This window comes from Pseudoduganella sp. S-14, assembly GCF_049913285.1.
In the GTDB taxonomy this organism is placed as follows: Bacteria; Pseudomonadota; Gammaproteobacteria; order Burkholderiales; family Burkholderiaceae_D; genus Rugamonas.
Genome location: NZ_CP183991.1, coordinates 5,010,489 through 5,027,177, shown reverse-complemented (window position 1 = coordinate 5,027,177; position 16,689 = coordinate 5,010,489). Strand labels below are relative to the sequence as shown.

Genomic DNA, 16,689 nt, shown 5'->3' with positions numbered 1-16,689 from the left:
AAGGGGCGTTTAGAACTGCTGGGCTAAACGGAGGTCGGGTTTCTCAGCCCACTGCGCCAGCGCGTCGGCCATGCGCTGGCTTTCGCCGATGGCGCAGGTCCAGTCGCGGATGCGGGCAGCGTGGTCCTGGCCGTAGTGCTTGAAGTCCGTGCGGTCGGGCAGTTTGCGGTTCGGCAGGCGCGCCACGAAGGAGGGCGAAGGCGAAACCAGGATCACGTTTTCCAGCGCGCTGTCGCGGGCGCGGCGCCATGGCATCGATTTATCGAGCCAGCCCGGCACGATATGGTCGGTGAAGTGCGGGTAGAGTACCAGCCCTTCATCGCGCTGGTAGGGCAGGTGCAGGTGGTAGTCGATCAGGCCGCCGTCCCAATAGTCGCCGGGCGGTGCGCCTTGAATGTCGCTGACCGCTTGCAGTACCAGCGGGATCGAGCCGGAGGCGAGCAGGGCGGAATGCAGGTTCTGTTCCGACAGGCCGACGTAATGCGAGGCGAAAGCATCGAAGCTGGTGCGCAGCCAGGCCGCATCGTCGCGAGTATCGTGGAAGACCACGCGTTCCATGGCGCCGGCCAGGCGGCTGCGTGAGACTGCATTGCCGGCTGCGGCACGCAGGAATCCGGCCATTTCGCGCCAGCGCACGCCGCGCGTGCGGGCCAGGGGGCCGATGCCGCGCACGGTAATCACCGATAGCAGGTAGTCGGGATTGGTAAGCATTTCCCCGCCGCGGCCATCAAGCACGCTATCGAGCAGGCCGCGGATGACGCGGCTGACATAGGCGGCATCTACCTTGTCAGGGTAGGTCTGGTGGGCGTAGTGGTGGGCCAGGCGCTGGTGCGCGGCCACCGGGTCGTGGAAGGCGCCGGCGGCCATGCGCCAGGCGCCGATCGAGGCGCCGATCAGGCGACGCTGGCGTGGCGCCTGTTTCAGCCATTCACCGAACATCCATTGGTCGATGCCATTCAGGATCAGGCCTTTGGGACCGCCAGCGGCAGCGGGGATGATGGCGATGTCGGCGGCCTGCAAGCCTTCGCGCTCGATGCGCTGGCGGGCGCGCTGGCCGAGCCGGATACTGATCGGTGAATCCACTACTTCAAGCCTCCTCCAAGCGCCCGGTATAAGTCGATGGCGCTGGTTGTGCGCAGCAGGCGTGCCTGGACCAGGGCCTGCTCCGCGGTGAACAATTCGCGTTGGGCGTCGAGCACGTCGAGCGAGCTGGCGACCCCGTTTTCAAAGCGTAATTGTAATAGACGCAGGCGTTCGGCCTGGGCGTCCTGCACCGCGCGCTGGGCGGCAACCTGTTCGCCGAGGTAGCTGCGGGCGGCCAGGGCGTCGGCGACTTCGCGGAAGGCTTGCTGGATGGTCTTCTCGTAGTCGGCGACGGCAATGTTCTTGCGAGCGTGGCTGACGTCGAGGTTGGCCAGGTTGCGGCCGGTATCGAAAATCGGCAGCACCAGTTGCGGGGCGAAGCTCCACGTATTGCTGCCGCTGTCGAACAGGCCGCTGAAATCGCGGCTGGCGCTGCCGATTGCCGTGGTCAGCGTGATGCGCGGGAAGAAGGCTGCACGCGCGGCGCCAATGTTGGCGTTGGCGGCTTTCAGGCGCTGCTCGGCGGCACGGATGTCGGGGCGGTTGGCCAGCAGGTCGGAAGGCAGGCCGGCGGTCACGGCAGACATGGCGTCGCCCTGCGCGTCCTCTGCCGGAGCCGGGCCGCCGGTCGCGACGCCGGCAGGCGGCGTTTGGCCGAGCAGCAGGGCCAGTGCATTGCTGGCTTGCGCGCGCTGGCGGGCCAGGGCAAGGGCGGAGGCACGGGCGGTCTCCATCTGTTGTTCGTTGGAGCGCAGGTCGAGGCGCGACGAAGCGCCGCCTTCAACGCGCTGCTTCGTCAGTTCGAAGGTGCGTTTGCGGGCCTCGTAGGTGCGTTCGGCCAGCGTTTGCTGTTCGGCGAACGCGCGCTCGGTGTAATAGGCCTTGGCAACTTCGGCGACCAAGCTGATTTGGGCGGCTTGTCTGGCTTCCTCGGTGGCGAGGTAGCTGGCGAGCGCGGAGTCGCTCAGGCTTTTCACGCGGCCGAAGAAATCGAGCTCGAACGCGGAGATGCCGAGGCCGGCGTCAAAGCGTTCGCTGATTTGCGGCTGGCCGCTGGCGTTGGCGAAGCCTGGCGAACGGCTGCGCGACTCACCGAGCGTGGCGTTCAGCGTCGGCAGGCGGTCGGCGCGCTGGATGCGGTAGGCTGCGCGCGCTTCTTCGATGCGCAGGGCGGCGATGCGCAGATCGCGGTTGTTTTCCAGCGCTGTCGAGATCAACTGCTGGAGGCGGCCATCGGGGAAGAAGGTGCGCCAGCCGGTTTCCACGGCGTTTTGCTTTGCGCCGCTGGATGCGTCGCTGCCGCTGGCGCCCGCGGCGGCTGGCACGACGGGGAAGGCGTCGGCGATCGGTGCTGCAGGACGCTGATAGGTTGGCGCCATTGAACAGCCGGACACGGCGCCGGCCAGCAGCAGTGCGGCGGCAAGCGCCGGCAAGCCCGGGTGGGCGAAAGGGATGGGCTTGATCATTGCTTCGACTCCGGTAGATCCAGTTCATGCGCGGCAAGGCGGCGTTGGCGTTCGCTGCCTTTGAAGATGCGGCGCACGACCACAAAGAATACGGGCACCAGGAACACCGCCAGCACGGTGGCGGTGATCATGCCACCCATCACGCCGGTGCCGATGGCGCGCTGCGAGGCCGAGCCGGCGCCGGAGGCGATCACCAGCGGCAGCACGCCGAGAATGAAGGCCAGCGAGGTCATGATGATCGGGCGGAAGCGCAGGTGCACTGCTTCCAGCGTCGCTTCTATGAGGCCCTTGCCTTGCGCCTGCAGGTCCTTGGCGAACTCGATGATCAGGATCGCGTTCTTGGCGGACAAGCCGATGATGGCAATCAGGCCCACCTTGAAGTACACGTCATTCGGCAGGCCACGGATATGCGCGCCGAGCAGCGCGCCGAGTACGCCCAGTGGTACCACCAGCAGCACCGCTACCGGGATCGATTCCGATTCGTACAGCGCAGCCAGCACCAGGAAGGCTGCCAGCATCGACAGCGCAAACAGCGCCGGCGCTTGCGAGCCGGACAGGCGTTCCTCGGCTGACTGCCCGGTCCACTCGATGCCGAAGCCCGGCGGCAGTTGCTCGGCCAGGCGCAACAGTTCTTCCATGGCCTCGCCGGTGGAATGACCGGGCGCGGCGCCGGCGCTCAGGCGGTAGGCTGGATAGCCGTTGTAGCGCACCAGCTGGATCGGGCCGGTCACCCAGCGGGTGCTCGAGAACGAGGCAAATGGCACCATTGTGCCGGTGCTGCTGCGCACGTTGAGGCGCAGGATGTCCTCCGGCTGCATGCGCCGTTGCTGGTCGGCCTGCACGATCACGCGCTGCTGCCGTCCGCTGCTGGCAAAGTCATTCACATACGACGAGCCGAACGCCGTGCCCAGCGTGGCAGTGATATCGGCGAACGATACGCCCAAGGCGTTGGCCTTCTCGCGGTCGATGTCGACCTGCAGTTGCGGCGCATCTTCCAGCCCTTCCGGGCGCATGCCGGTCAGGATCTTGCTCTTGCTCGCCATTTCTAGCAGCTGGTTGCGCGCCGCCAGCAAGGCTTCGTGCCCAAGCCCGCCCCGGTCTTGCAGGCGGGCCGTGATGCCGGTGGCGTTGCCCAGCTCGCGGATCGGCGGCGGGCTCAGTGCGAAGACCTGTGCATCCTGGATATGGGCCAGGCCGCCGAAGGAACGGCCGGCAATCGCGTCCGCAGACTGGTCGGGGCCGCGCTCTTTCCAGTCTTTCAGCGGCACAAACACCAGGCCGGCGTTCTGGCCGTTGCCGGAGAAGCTGAAGCCAGCCACGGCAATGGTGCGCGCCACGCCCGGCTGGGCGCGGAAGTAGGAATCCACTTCGGCCAGCACGGCCTCGGCGCGATTGCGCGAGGCGCCCGGCGGCAACTGGACGTTGGCGATGATATAGCCTTGGTCTTCGTTCGGCAGGAAGGAAGAGGGCAGGCGCACGTACAGCCACGCCACAATCCCCAGCAGCGCCACGAAGATCAACAGGAAACGCCCGGTGCGGGTCAGGATCTTTGCCACCCAGCCCTGGTAGCGCGTGGCAGTGACAGCGAAGCCGCGGTTGAACCAGCCGAAGACGCCCGTCTTGGCATGGTGGTGGCCGGCCTCGACCGGTTTCAGCATGGTCGCGCACAACGCAGGAGTCAGCGACAGCGCCATCAGCGCGGAGAATACCATGGCCGACACCATCGACAGCGAGAACTGGCGATAGATCGCACCCACTGCGCCGCCGAAGAAGGCCATCGGGATGAACACCGCAATCAGCACCAGGGTAATGCCGATAATCGCGCCGGTGATCTGCGACATGGCCTTGCGCGTCGCTTCACGCGGTGACAAACCTTCTTCGCTCATGATGCGTTCGACGTTTTCCACCACCACGATCGCATCGTCGACCAGGATGCCGATGGCCAGCACCATGCCGAACATGGTCAGCACGTTGATCGAGAAGCCGAACACCTGCATGGCGGCGAAGGTACCCATCAGCGCCACCGGTACCACGATGGTCGGGATCAGGGTGTAGCGGATGTTCTGCAGGAAGATGTACATCACCAGGAACACCAGGGCCACGGCTTCCAGCAGGGTCTTGACCACTTCCTCGATCGAGATCTTGACGAACAGCGAGGTGTCGTACGGCACGGTGTATTTCAGGCCGGGCGGGAAGTACTTCTGCAGCTCGTCCATCTTTTCGCGCACGATGGTGGCGGTGGCCAGTGCATTGCCGGTCAGCGACTGCTGCACCGCGATGGCAACGAACGGCTGGCCGTTCAGGCGCGCGCTGATGCTGTAGCTGGAGCCACCCAGCTCCATGCGGGCCACGTCGCGCAGGCGCACCAGCGAGCCGTCGCGGTTGGCGCGCAGCACGATCTTGCCGAATTCCTCGATGGACGTCAGCTGGCCTGTCACCACCACGGGCGCGAACCAGGCCTGGGCACGGGTGTTGGGCAGGTCGCCCACCGTGCCGCCCGCCACGTTGGCGTTCTGCTGGCGGATCGCGGCAGTGACGTCGCTCATATTCAGCTTGTAGCCGGTCAGCTTGTCGGGATCGACCCAGATGCGCATCGAGCGTTCGGTACCGAACAACTGGGCCTGGCCCACGCCCGGCAGGCGCTTGATCTCATTGAGCACGTTGCGCGCCAGGTAGTCGCCGATCGCAGTCGGGTCCATGCTGCCGTCGGTCGAGTAGGCGCCGACGAACATCAGGATGTTGGAGCGCGCCTTGTTGACCTGCACGCCCTGCTGGATCACGGCTTGCGGCAGGCGCGATTCCACGCGCTTGATGCGGTTCTGTACGTCCACCGCCGCCAGGTCCGGGTTGGTGCTCGGCTGGAACGTGACGGTAATGCTGACGGAACCGCTCGAATCGCTTTGCGACTCGACGTATTGCAGGCCATCGGCGCCATTCATCTCTTGTTCGATCACGGAGGTGACGGAGTCGTCCAAGACCTGTGCGGTTGCGCCCGGGTAGGTGGCGCTGACGACAATCGATGGCGGGGCGATGGTGGGGTATTGCGCCACCGGCAGCATGGTGATGGCCAGCGCTCCACCCAGCAGGATGAAGAGGGCGATCACCCACGCAAATACGGGGCGGTCGATAAAGAACTTTGCCATGTGGCGGCCCCTTTACCTGGCCGCCGGGGCGGATGCGGCAGGCGCAGCGCCCGCCGGTGCAGGGCTGGATGCCGGGCCTTTCCACGGCACCGGATTGACGGTGCCGCCTGGTTTGGTCTTCTGGAATCCTTCCACGATGATGCGCTCGCCGCCTTTCAGGCCGGAGCTGACCACCCATTTGCCGCCGACCGCGGCATCTGCCTTCACCGGCACCGAGCTGACCTTGTTGTCGGCTCCGACCACCAGTACCGAGGCGCCTTCCGCGCCGCGTACCACGGCCTGCTGCGGCACCGTGATAGCGGATTCGTTCACGCCTTGTTCGAGGCGGGCGCGTACGTACATGCCTGGCAGCAGATTGCGTTCCGGGTTCGGGAATTCGGCGCGCATCGATACCGAGCCGCTCGACTCGTCGACCGCGACATCGGAGAACAGCAGCTTGCCGGGACGCGTATATTCCTGGCCGTCCTCGGTCAGCAGGGTAACGCGCGCCTGGTCCTTGCCTGCGCTTTTCAGCGTGCCTGCGGCCAGCGCCTGCTTGAGGCGCAGCAGCTCGGCGGAGGACTGGGTAATGGTGACGTAGATCGGGTCCAGTTGTTGCACGGTCGCCATGGGCGTTGCCTCATTCTGTCCGACCAGCGCTCCTTCGGTGACCAGGGCGCGGCCCACGCGGCCGGAAATGGGTGCGGTAACGGTGGCATAGCCCAGGGTCAGCCCGGCGTTCTTGCGCGCGGCGCGGGCCGACTGCAGTTCTGCGCCGGCCTGCTTTTGCGCGGTGACCGCGTCGTCGTATTCCTGCTGGCTGACTGCCTGCGCCGCCAGCAGCGGCTTGTAGCGTTTGGCTTTCAGGTCGGCTTGCGCCAGGTTGGCTTCGGCGCGCGCGATGGCTGCATCGGCGCTTTCCACATTGGCCTGGAATTGCGCGGGATCGATACGGAACAGGACTTCCCCCGCCTTGACGTCGCCGCCCTCCTTGAACACCCGCTGCAGCACAATGCCTGGCGTGCGCGCCCGCACCTGGGCGATGCGCGAAGCTTCGACGCGGCCTGGCAGCTCGTTGGTGATGGTGACTTCCCCGCTGGTGGCAGTGATGATGGAAACGGTGGGAGGGGGCGGGGCCGCCTTGTTGGCGTCTTTTTTGTCGCCGCATGCCGCGAGGGACAGCGACAGGGCAATAGCCAGCGGCAGGGTGCGCAATACAGGTTTCATTGGCGTCTCGTTCTGTGAAGGGGGACTGCGCTGAAAATTGTATAACACTGTCAATTGTAACGTTTTGTATAGGCCAAAATAACAAAAAAGGACGCCGAAGCGTCCTTTTTCGCAGTGAAACGGGTCGCTCAGCGCATGGCCGAAATCATCTGCTTCAATTTGTTCGAGTCGGCCACGAAAGCGCGAATGCCTTCGGCCAGCTTTTCGGTCGCCATGGCGTCTTCATTCAGCATGAAGCGGAAAGTCTTTTCGTCCATCGAGATCTTGACGGCGGTGCCGGTATCGGCCGGAGACAGCTTGCGTTCGACCGGGGCCTGGGTGTCGGCCAGCTTTTGCAGCAGGTCCGGAGAAATGGTCAGCAGGTCGCAGCCGGCCAGTTCCAGGATCTGGCTGGTGTTGCGGAACGACGCGCCCATCACCTCGGTCTTGTAGCCGAACTTGCGGTAGTAGTTGTAGATGCGCTTGACCGACTGCACGCCCGGATCTTCCGCTCCCTGGTAGTCGATGCCGGTGGATTTCTTGTACCAGTCGTAGATGCGGCCGACGAACGGGGAAATCAGCTGGGAACCCGCTTCGGCGCAGGCGATGGCCTGGCACAGCGAGAACAGCAGGGTCATATTGGTGCGAATGCCTTCCTTCTCCAGCTGCTCGGAAGCGCGGATGCCTTCCCAGGTGGAGGCAATCTTGATCAGCACGCGTTCGCGCGGAATGCCGGCTTGTTGGTACAGGGCGATCAGCTCGCGGCCTTTGGCCACGTTGCCGGCCACGTCGAAGGACAGTGCAGCGTCGATTTCGGTCGAAACGCGGCCTGGAACGTATTTCAGGATTTCGGTGCCGAAGGCGATCAGCAGCTTGTCGATGATCTCGCCGGTAGACGCATTCGGGTTGTCGCGTACTGCCTTTTCCAGTAGCGGCTTGTATTCATCCTTTTGCACCGCTTTCAGGATCAGCGATGGATTGGTGGTCGCGTCTTGCGGCGCATACGCCTTGATCGACTGGAAATCGCCGGTGTCGGCAACAACGGTAGTGTATTGCTTGAGCTGTTCGAGCTGATTCATTGCAGACCTGGATACGTGAGGGACGAAAAAAACCTATTGTACTAAATCGGCGCCGCCCGCCATGTTGCGTTTACAATGGGGATTATTAGTATTCTCATATTTTGGTCTGAGGAGTTAGCCATGATTTTGGCAATTGTTGGAGCGCTGCTGCTGGCGCTGGGCCTGTTTTCCGGAACCGCGCTGGTGCTGGCCCAGCTGGGCGTGGGCGGACTGGCTGCTGGCGTTTCGCTGTGGCTGATGTTCCCTCTGTTTAGCGTGGCAGGCTACCTGTTGTTCGCCACCGGCGCGCGCGTGGCCAATTTCCGCGCGCTGTCGTTTGCCGTGTCGATCGCCTTGCTGCTGCTGGCGCTGGGCTGCGCTGCAGCGCTGGTGGCCGATGCCACTGCCTTGATGGCGCTGCATGGCGGTACTGGTGCGCTGTGGTACGTATTGCTGATTGCCGGCGTGCTGGGCGCCACCGGCGCTGCTTCGCACGGAAGGGTGGCGGCGCAGTAAGAATCGGGCCTGTTCATGAAAACAGTCGCAGTGATCGGCGGCGGCGTCACCGGCGTCACAACAGCTTATGCGCTGGCGCGCCGCGGCCTGCAGGTCACCTTGTTTGAGCGCCACCGCTATCCGGCCATGGAAACATCGTTCGCCAATGGCGGCCAGCTATCGGCCTCGCATGCCGAGGCGTGGAACAGCTGGGGCACCGTAGGCAAAGGCTTGAAATGGATGCTGCGCAGCGATGCACCGCTGCTGGTCAACCCCAGGCCAGGCTGGCACAAGCTGTCCTGGTTCGCCGAATTCCTTGCTGCCATTCCCCGCTATGAAAGCAATACCATCGCCAGCACGCGCCTGGCGATTGCCGCGCGCGAGCATTTGTTTGGCTGGGCGCGCGAAGAGGGTATCGATTTCGACGAGCGGCATGAAGGCATCTTGCATGTCTACCGCGACAAGGCCGGTTTCGACCATGCGGCGCAGGTGACTGGGCTGCTGGCTCAGGGCGGCTTGCAGCGACGCGCCGTGACGGCCGCGGAGATGCGCGCGATCGAACCGACGCTCGAGGACCAGTTCTACGGAGGTTTCTTTACCGAGAGCGACAGCACGGGCGACATCCACAAGTTCACGGTTGGACTGGCGCAGGCGGCCGCAGCGCGCGGCGTGCAAATGCTGTGTGGCGCTGATGTGGGGAGCCTTGAAGCAGGGGAAGGTGGCGCCCGCGTCACCTTCGCGCTGGACGGGGCCGAGGAGTCGATGGGTTTCGACGCCCTCGTGATTTGCGCCGGCACGGCCAGCCGCGAGTTTGCCGCCATGCTGGGCGACCGGGTCAATGTCTATCCGGTGAAAGGTTATTCGATCACGGTGATGCTGGAGGATGCACAAAGCCGATCCGCGGCGCCGACAGTCAGCCTGGTGGATGACGCGACCAAGCTGGTCAGCAGCCGCCTGGGCGCGGACCGCTTCCGCGTGGCGGGCACGGCAGAGTTCAACGGCTTTAACCGCGATATCCGCGCCGACCGCATTGCGCCGCTGGTGAGCTGGGTGGAGCAGTGCTTTCCCGGCGTCTGCACGCGCCAGGTGGTGCCGTGGGCCGGCTTGCGACCGATGATGCCGGACCTGATGCCGCGTGTCGGGCCGGGCCGGCGCCCGCGCGTGTTCTACAACACCGGCCATGGCCACCTGGGCTGGACCATGTCGGCCGCTACTGCTGAGCTCATCGCGGGAACAGTGGAGGCGGCGCTCGTGCCAGGCGTGCAGCGCAGCGGGGCGCCGGTGGCGGCTTGACTGGACAGCGCGGCAGGATGGTCTATGGTGAAGGTTGGCGGCTCGGCCGCGAACCACGGACCCCAAGGAGACCCACCATGCCACGTTATATTGTTGAGCGCACTTTCCCGGATGGCTTGCACATCCCTGTCAATGCAGACGGAGCCAAGGCCTGCGACCTTGTCATCGGTACCAATGCCCGCAGCGGCGTCACCTGGATCCACTCCTATGTGAGCGATGACCTGCACAAGACGTATTGCCTGTACGAAGCACCATCGCCGGAAGCGATCCGCGAGACGGCGGAAATGAACCAGTTGCCGGTGGATAAGATCACCCAGGTGACCGCGCTCGATCCGTATTTCTACAAGGGTTAGGCGGGCTGCGCGACGATCACGCGATTGCGGCCTTCGCGCTTGGCGGCGTAGAGCGCACGGTCGGCAGCTTCCAGCATGGACTTGGCGTCGTTCAGGCGCTCCTTGTCGAAACTGGCGACGCCAATGCTCAGGGTAACGTGCGGATGCACGGCCTTGGGCGCGTGCGCCATGTTCAGCGATTCCACGTATGCGCGGATCACTTCGGCGTGCCGGGCCGCCTGCTCCGGCGTGGTGTCGGGCAGGATGGCGGCAAACTCCTCGCCGCCGTAGCGGGCGGCCAGGTCGGCCGGCCGTTGCAGGCGCGAAGCAAAGGCTTCCGCCACCATGGTCAGGCAGGCGTCGCCCTGCTGGTGGCCGAAATGGTCGTTATAGGCCTTGAAGGAGTCGATATCCATCAGCAGCAGCGAAAGGCTGGCGTCCTGGCGCTGCGCGCGGCGCAGTTCGCGATCCAGCGCCACGTCGAAATGGCGGCGGTTGGCGATGCCGGTGAGGCCGTCCACATAGGATTGCGCACGCAAGGCTTCGGCCTGGCCGCGCAACTGGCGTTCACGGCCCACGGTGTTGCTGACGTCCGCCACCTCGACCAGGCAAAAGCGCTCCTTGCCTTCGTTGAAAGGCGTCAGGGTGACTGCCTGCTCGATCCGTTCGCCGCCCCAGGTACCGGCGGCAAATAGCGGGAAAGGCGTGCGGTCCTGGTTTTGCGGCAGCACGGATGGCAGGTTGTTGGCCAATGCGGTGTGCAGCGACTGCTCGATGCGTTTGCCGGACAGCTCGGGAAAAGCTTCCACCAGGGCCAGTCCTTGCACGCGTGAGGCGGCCATGCCGGAGCGGCTGGCTAGCCATTGATTCCAGAAAATGATGCGCTGGTCGGCATCCAGTACCATCAAGCCGAGGTTTGCGAGGCCGAGAATGCGCCCGGATAATGTCGATTCTTGCATGAAAGGCATTATATGGATTTTAGAGCCTTGCGTCGGATTTTCGTGTTGAGTGATTGCTCTACAGAAAAATATAATACCGGTATGAAAAAACTGACTATTCTGGCCGCGCTGTGCGCCGCCATCTCTGCGCACGCCGCGGAAGCCACGCCGCAAGCGGCACTCGATCAATTCCTGAAGTTCGAACTGGATGGCGGACGCCTCCACAACGATACGGAAGGCTATTACGAACAGGTTCACCTGGTCGATGGCTGGAAGACCGACGCCCTGAGCTGCGATGGCGCGCGCTGCAAGGCAACCGTGACCTTTACCTATACTCCGACCACGGGCCTCGATATGGAGCAGGCCGTACCGCATCCGAAAGGCGGCAGCGCGCAAGTGGAATACGTGGTGCAGCAAAAGGGCGGCCAGTGGTCGGTGGAAGCTGGCAAGGACACGCCACACGTTTCGCGCGTGGCGATGGAGAAGATGCTGCGCGAAGGGCTCTGATAGAGTAATCTCGCCAACGCCGACTGCCTTCACGACAGTCGGCTTCCGCCCTCCGGTGCGCACAGTGCTCGCCCCGGCTGGTCAGGCGGACATAAATTACCCCAGCTTTTTCAATTGTTCGCGCGCATAGGCGGCGTTTGGGTGGTTCGGCGCCAGCTCGAGGAAGCTGGTGTAGGCTTTCCTGGCTTTTTCCTGCTCGCCCTGCCGCTGGCGCGCGTCTGCCAGGTTGAGGTAGGCGATGGCGCGGGAGGCGTCGATCTGGATCGTGTTTTCGAACCAGCGCGCGGCCTCCGCGTATTTCTCCTGCTTGAAGTAGATGAAGCCGAGGTTGTTGGCGGCAAGGCCGAAGTCGGGGCGGTATTTCAACGCTTCGGTAAAGGCTGCTTCTGCCTGCGCGTACTGCTTTTCTTTATATAGCTGCAGGCCGCGGTCGTTGGCGCGCTGGGCCAGCTGGCGGCTGGAAGCGTCTACCGGCTTTGGTGCGGCCAGCTTCTGTTCTTCGCCCTGCAGGTCTTTCACGACCGTGGCGTTGCCTTCGGCCTGGCTATTGCGGCCGGAATCGAGCTTCTTGTTCAGGGCGATCGCTTCCTGCGACAGCTGGGTGCTGTTCTCGCTCAGGAATTCCGCTTCGGCAGGCAGCTGGAATACGAATTCGCCGCCTTCGGAGCCGGGCAGGCTGCCGAAGGCTGGAGTCTGTTGCGATACGCTGGATACGGCCGGCGCCACGTAGGCAGCCAGTTCAGTGGCCGTGATCATGCCGTCGCCGTTCAGGTCGGCCTTGCCGCCCAGCGCTTGCAGCAGGGTCCAGGTGAAGACCGAATGGCCGTTCGGGCCGCCGTCGGCCACCATCTGGTCGGCGCCGCCGGCGGTCAGCATCTGGCGGCCGATGCGGCGCGCATTGTCGCGCAGGAAGGCGGTGGTGCTCCCGCCGCGTGTCAGGCCCAGGCCACTGTAGCAGGCGTCCATCACGAACAGCAGGTGCTTGGCATTTAGGCTTTCGGCGATGTTCTGCAAGTCCGTCATCGGGATCGCGTCCACGCTCACCTGCTGGGGATCGGAGTCGACCGGGATGATGTAGCCCAGGCTGCGGCCGGAACTCAGCTGGCGCGTTGCGCCATGGCCGGCGAAGAAGACGAAGATGCGGTCGTCCTTTCTCAGCTTGGCTTCCGCCAGCTTGTCGTGGAACAGCGCGAGGATGTTGTTGCGTGTTGCATCGCCATTGGTCAGGGTGAACACGCGCGCGCCATCGAAGCCGAAGCGGTTGACCAGGGTGTCGCGGATCGCCTTCGCATCCTGCACGGCATACTGCAGCTTGGGCCATTTCTGGTAGTCGTTGATGCCGATGACCACGGCGTAGCTGTTGGCATAGCCGGTGCTGATGGCAACCTTGTCCGGTTCCGGCTTGCCGGCCTTGGCGATGGTGAAGTCGTTGCCATCCCAGGTGGCGAAGCTGTAGCCGTCGGCGACCAGCTTGTCCAGCACCAGCGGCAGAGTCTTGACGGTGCGCTCGTGGATGTCGTGGAACAGGATGATGCCGCGCTTTTCCTTTTCCAGGGAACCCAGCACGCGGTTGGCGATCGAGGTCGGCACCGGGTCGGCCCAGTCCAGCGAATCGATATTCCACATCACCGAGCGCAAGCCCAGTTTCTTCAGCAATTCCAGGCCTTCGGCATTGTGCGCGCCATAAGGGAAGCGGAACAATGCCGAGCGGCGCGCATCGACGGCTTTGAGCAACTGGTCGGCCTGGGCGATCTCGCCGTACAACTGGTCGCCTTTTTCCTTGGAGAGCAGGGCATGGCTGTAGCTGTGGTTGGCCAGGACGTTGCCGCCTTCCAGCAGGCGGCGGCTGGCGGCAGACTGCTTGTTCAAAGCCTCCTTGCCCTGGGCGCTGACTTCACCGAGGTTTTTGCCGACCTGGAAGAACACGCCCGGCACGCCGTACTGCTTGAGGATGGCCGCCACTTCATCGGTATAAGTGGCGTGCGGGCCGTCGTCGAAGGTCAGCACCACGGTTTTCGGCGGCAGCGACTTGCCGAAGATCTCTTTCTCCGCGTCGTCGGCGCCTGGCTTTTCGGGATACGGCACGATCACGCCGTAGTCCTTCATGATCTGGTCGCGGCTGAACAGCTGCTTCAGGTGTGCGACGTAGTCTTCCCAGCGTTCGCGCTTGGGCAGGATGGCGCGCTGGTCGAAGCGGGCGAAGATGCCGCTCAACTCTTTGTCGTATTGGCGTTCGATGTCTTCCAGCGCAGTCAGGTCTTCGCTCACGCGCTTGTGCAGCTTGATGCCGGGCAGGGTCTGGTTGGCGGCGGCCTGCGCCTTCATTTCGACCAGCAATTCGCGAAAGGCGAGGCGGTCGGCGTCGAACAGGTCGGCGGCGGATTCGACATACGTGAGCAGGGTGTCGTAGGCCGCCTCGCGTTGGGCCGATGGCGCTTGCTGCAGCTTGGCCAGCAGTTGCCGCGCCTTGCCAAGGCGTTCGACATTCTCGTGGAACAGCAATTGCCCTACCTGGCCAGCGGCCTTGCGGTCAAGCGCCGACATCGATTGCTCGTCGGCCAGCAGGACGATGATCTTGCGGTAATTGGCCAGGATCTCTTTCATCTCGGCCTGCAGCGGCGCATGCGCCTCGACGGGGGCGGCGGCGCTGGCTGCCGCTGGAGTGCCGCGCGGCTGCGCGCCCGGTGTGAAATAGGCAGCGCCGACTGCCGCTGCCAAGGCAATGACGCCAGCGCCGGCCAGCAGGGGTTTGGAAAGCTTCATTTTTTGGGAATTAATTGCAATTATGCAATTCTAGCCCATCGCCGCCGCCGGCGCCTATTTGCGGGCATTTTGCCTCGGCCCAATACAGCGTCAGCCGATAAAGGAGTCGAACTGCATGTCGAATTCTTGCAGCGCTTTCTGGGCGTTTTGCATTTTCTTGCGGAATTCGGGGCCGCGCTTCAGGGCCAGGCCCACGGCCAGCACGTCGATCACCACCAGGTACGCCAGGCGGGCCGAGATCGGCGTGTAGGGGTCGGTGTTGAAGATCAGGTCGATCGGGATCAATACCGTGGCCGTTTCCGCCAGCGGGGTGCCGGAAGGGGCGAGCACGATGACGTCGGCGCCCCCTTCCCTGGCCAGCTTGGCCGAGCGCACCAGGGCCGGGCTGTTGCCGCGCTGGGAAATCGCCACTACCGCATCGCCATCGTGCAGCAGGGCCGCTGAAATGCTGTGGATCGCCGGGTCGGCGTAGGCCACGGTGGGCACGCCGGAGCGGAAGAACTTGTGCTGCGCGTCGGCCGCCACGATGCCGGAGGTACCGTGGCCGTAGAACTCGATCTTGCGCGCGCGCGACAGGATGTCGAGGGCTTTCTGTACCGGTTCCGCGTTCAGGTTGTTGCGCAAGTCCAGCAGCGTGTTGATGGAGCGGCTGCAAATCTTGTTCACCAGGTCGGCCGCCAGGTCGTCCTGCGCCGGCTGGTCGTTCAGGCCGGGCAGGGCGAGGGCCAAGCCTTGCGCCAGCTTCAGCTTGAACTCGTGCCAGCCGTCGTAGCCGAGTGTGCGGCAGAAGCGCACCACGGTCGGCTCCGACACTTGCGCGCTCTTGGCCAGCGCCGTGATATTGGCGCCCACGGTGCGGGCCGGGTTGTCTAGCACGGCCAGCGCGACCTTGCGCTCCGATTTGGAGAGCGAGTCGAGCTGGGTGCGGATGGAGTCGAGCAGCATCAGTCTTCAGGCAAGGCTTCTTCACGCCATTGCAGCCCGTCGCGCCCGATCAGGGCACTGGCGGCAGCCGGCCCCCAGGTGCCGGAGGCATAGGGCAGCGGCGCGGAATCGTCCTGCTCCCAGTTGTTCAGGATGGGTTCGACCCAATCCCATGCCGCTTCCAGTTCGTCGCCGCGCATGAACAGGGTCAGTTGGCCGCGCAGCACGTCCAGCAGCAGGCGCTCGTAAGCGTCCATGCGCGGCATCTTGAAGGTTTCGCGGAAGTCCAGTTCCAGCTCCGCCGGCTTCAGGCGCATGCCTTCGCCCGGGGTCTTGGCCATCAGGTTCATGCGCAGGCCTTCGTCCGGCTGCAGGCGGATCACCAGGGAATTCGGCTGGAAGCTGGAGGTTGGCTGGTTGAAGATCGAGTGCGGGATCTGCTTGAAGCGCACCACGATTTCGGCCAGCGAGTCGGCCATGCGCTTGCCGGTGCGAAGGTAGAACGGCACGCCGGCCCAGCGCCAGGTGTCGATTTCCACTTTCATGGCGACGAAGGTTTCGGTCTTCGAGTTCTGCGGCGCTTCCGGTTCGTCGCGGTAGCTTGGCACGGCCTTGCCTTCCACGTGGCCGGCGCGGTACTGGCCGCGCACGATGTTCTGCGCCAGCGTGGTCGGGGTGAAGCGCTTCAGGGAGCGCAGCACCTGCAGCTTGGAGTCGCGCACGGCGTCCGGTGCGATCGAGGTCGGCGGCTCCATGGCGACGATACACAGCAGCTGCAGCAGGTGGTTCTGCAGCATGTCGCGCAGCGCGCCGGAGGTGTCGTAGTAGCCGATGCGGTTGCCCACGCCGAGCTTTTCGGCAATGGTGATCTGCACGTCGGAGATCCACTCGCGGCGCCACAGCGGTTCGAACAGGATGTTGCCGAAGCGCAGGGCCAGCAGGTTCTGCACGGTTTCCTTGCCCAGGTAGTGGTCGATACGGTAAATCTGCTGTTCTTCGAAGACCTTGCCCACTTCCTTGTTGATCTGCTTGGCCGACGCCAGGTCGCGTCCCAGCGGCTTTTCCAGCACCACGCGCGAGTTGGCGGTGGCCAGGCCGTTGTCCTTCAGATTGTCGCAGATGCGCGAGAACAGGGCCGGCGGAGTAGCCAGGTAGTAGACGCGGGTGATGGCGGGATCGGTGCGCAGGGCTTCGACCAGGCCTTTGTAGGTGGCCGGATCGGTGGCGTCCAGCGACACGTAGACGATGCGTGCGATGAAGCGATCCCAATTCTCGTCGGTGGCCTTGGCGGATTTGATATGGGGACGCGAGGTGGTCGTCACCATGTTGATGAACTCGTCCTGGGTGCTCTCCTGGCGGCCGACGCAGACGATGCGCGCGCTCGGCGGCAGGTCGCCGCAAATATCGCGGCTAAACATAGCAGGCAGCAATTTGCGCATTGCGAGGTCGCCGCTGCCGCCAAACAGAACCAGGTCGAAATCAGAGAGAGCCATAATCGTCTT

General features: G+C 64.1%; 13 protein-coding genes. 4 read left to right on the top strand and 9 right to left on the bottom strand.

Annotated features, from left to right (window positions below; translation table 11 throughout):
- Positions 1-9 precede the first annotated feature (9 nt).
- The 5 genes from ACN9MZ_RS23080 to tal all read right to left on the bottom strand — a co-directional run bounded on the left by ACN9MZ_RS23080 (position 10) and on the right by tal (position 7,956).
- A complete protein-coding gene (locus ACN9MZ_RS23080) occupies positions 10-1,083 on the bottom strand; it encodes a patatin-like phospholipase family protein (RefSeq protein WP_426339200.1) in 1,074 nt (357 codons plus the stop codon).
- The gene (locus ACN9MZ_RS23075) at positions 1,083-2,549 is read right to left on the bottom strand and encodes an efflux transporter outer membrane subunit (protein ID WP_426339199.1); all 1,467 of its coding nucleotides are present in this window, start codon (positions 2,547-2,549) and stop codon (positions 1,083-1,085) included. The genes ACN9MZ_RS23080 and ACN9MZ_RS23075 overlap by 1 nt, the downstream gene beginning before the upstream one ends.
- Entirely contained in the window at positions 2,546-5,692 is a 3,147-nt protein-coding gene (locus ACN9MZ_RS23070; RefSeq protein ID WP_426339198.1) for an efflux RND transporter permease subunit, read from the bottom strand. The genes ACN9MZ_RS23075 and ACN9MZ_RS23070 overlap by 4 nt, the downstream gene beginning before the upstream one ends.
- Positions 5,693-5,704: 12 nt before the next feature.
- Entirely contained in the window at positions 5,705-6,898 is a 1,194-nt protein-coding gene (locus ACN9MZ_RS23065; RefSeq protein ID WP_426339197.1) for an efflux RND transporter periplasmic adaptor subunit, read from the bottom strand.
- 128 nt (positions 6,899-7,026) lie between these two features.
- Positions 7,027-7,956 (bottom strand): transaldolase, encoded by a 930-nt coding sequence (gene tal / locus ACN9MZ_RS23060; RefSeq protein WP_426339196.1) that lies wholly within the window; start codon positions 7,954-7,956, stop codon positions 7,027-7,029.
- Between the two features lie 120 nt (positions 7,957-8,076).
- Between tal and ACN9MZ_RS23055 the strand changes: the two genes are divergently transcribed.
- The 3 genes from ACN9MZ_RS23055 (at position 8,077) to ACN9MZ_RS23045 (ending at position 10,076) form a co-directional block, all read left to right on the top strand.
- The gene (locus tag ACN9MZ_RS23055; RefSeq protein ID WP_426339195.1) at positions 8,077-8,451 is read left to right on the top strand and encodes a hypothetical protein; all 375 of its coding nucleotides are present in this window, start codon (positions 8,077-8,079) and stop codon (positions 8,449-8,451) included.
- A gap of 15 nt (positions 8,452-8,466) precedes the next feature.
- On the top strand, positions 8,467-9,723 hold the full coding sequence (locus tag ACN9MZ_RS23050) for a D-amino acid dehydrogenase (RefSeq protein WP_426339194.1): 1,257 nt from the start codon (positions 8,467-8,469) through the stop codon (positions 9,721-9,723).
- Between the two features lie 77 nt (positions 9,724-9,800).
- Positions 9,801-10,076, top strand: a complete 276-nt coding sequence (locus ACN9MZ_RS23045; protein ID WP_426339193.1) for a DUF4242 domain-containing protein — start codon at positions 9,801-9,803, stop codon at positions 10,074-10,076.
- Here ACN9MZ_RS23045 and ACN9MZ_RS23040 read toward each other — a convergent pair.
- Positions 10,073-11,014, bottom strand: a complete 942-nt coding sequence (locus ACN9MZ_RS23040; RefSeq protein ID WP_426339192.1) for a diguanylate cyclase — start codon at positions 11,012-11,014, stop codon at positions 10,073-10,075. The genes ACN9MZ_RS23045 and ACN9MZ_RS23040 overlap by 4 nt on opposite strands.
- Before the next feature lie 81 nt (positions 11,015-11,095).
- Between ACN9MZ_RS23040 and ACN9MZ_RS23035 the strand changes: the two genes are divergently transcribed.
- Positions 11,096-11,500 carry a hypothetical protein gene (locus ACN9MZ_RS23035; protein ID WP_426339191.1) on the top strand — a complete coding sequence of 135 codons (405 nt, stop codon included), beginning with the start codon at positions 11,096-11,098 and terminating at the stop codon, positions 11,498-11,500.
- A gap of 96 nt (positions 11,501-11,596) precedes the next feature.
- Here the strand turns inward: ACN9MZ_RS23035 and ACN9MZ_RS23030 are convergent, their stop codons facing one another.
- The 3 genes from ACN9MZ_RS23030 to zwf form a co-directional block, all read right to left on the bottom strand.
- The gene (locus tag ACN9MZ_RS23030) at positions 11,597-14,263 is read right to left on the bottom strand and encodes a polysaccharide deacetylase family protein (protein ID WP_426339190.1); all 2,667 of its coding nucleotides are present in this window, start codon (positions 14,261-14,263) and stop codon (positions 11,597-11,599) included.
- Between the two features lie 90 nt (positions 14,264-14,353).
- On the bottom strand, positions 14,354-15,208 hold the full coding sequence (locus ACN9MZ_RS23025) for an SIS domain-containing protein (RefSeq protein WP_426339189.1): 855 nt from the start codon (positions 15,206-15,208) through the stop codon (positions 14,354-14,356).
- Entirely contained in the window at positions 15,208-16,680 is a 1,473-nt protein-coding gene (gene zwf, locus ACN9MZ_RS23020) for a glucose-6-phosphate dehydrogenase (RefSeq protein WP_426339188.1), read from the bottom strand. The genes ACN9MZ_RS23025 and zwf overlap by 1 nt, the downstream gene beginning before the upstream one ends.
- Between the last annotated feature and the right edge of the window lie 9 nt (positions 16,681-16,689).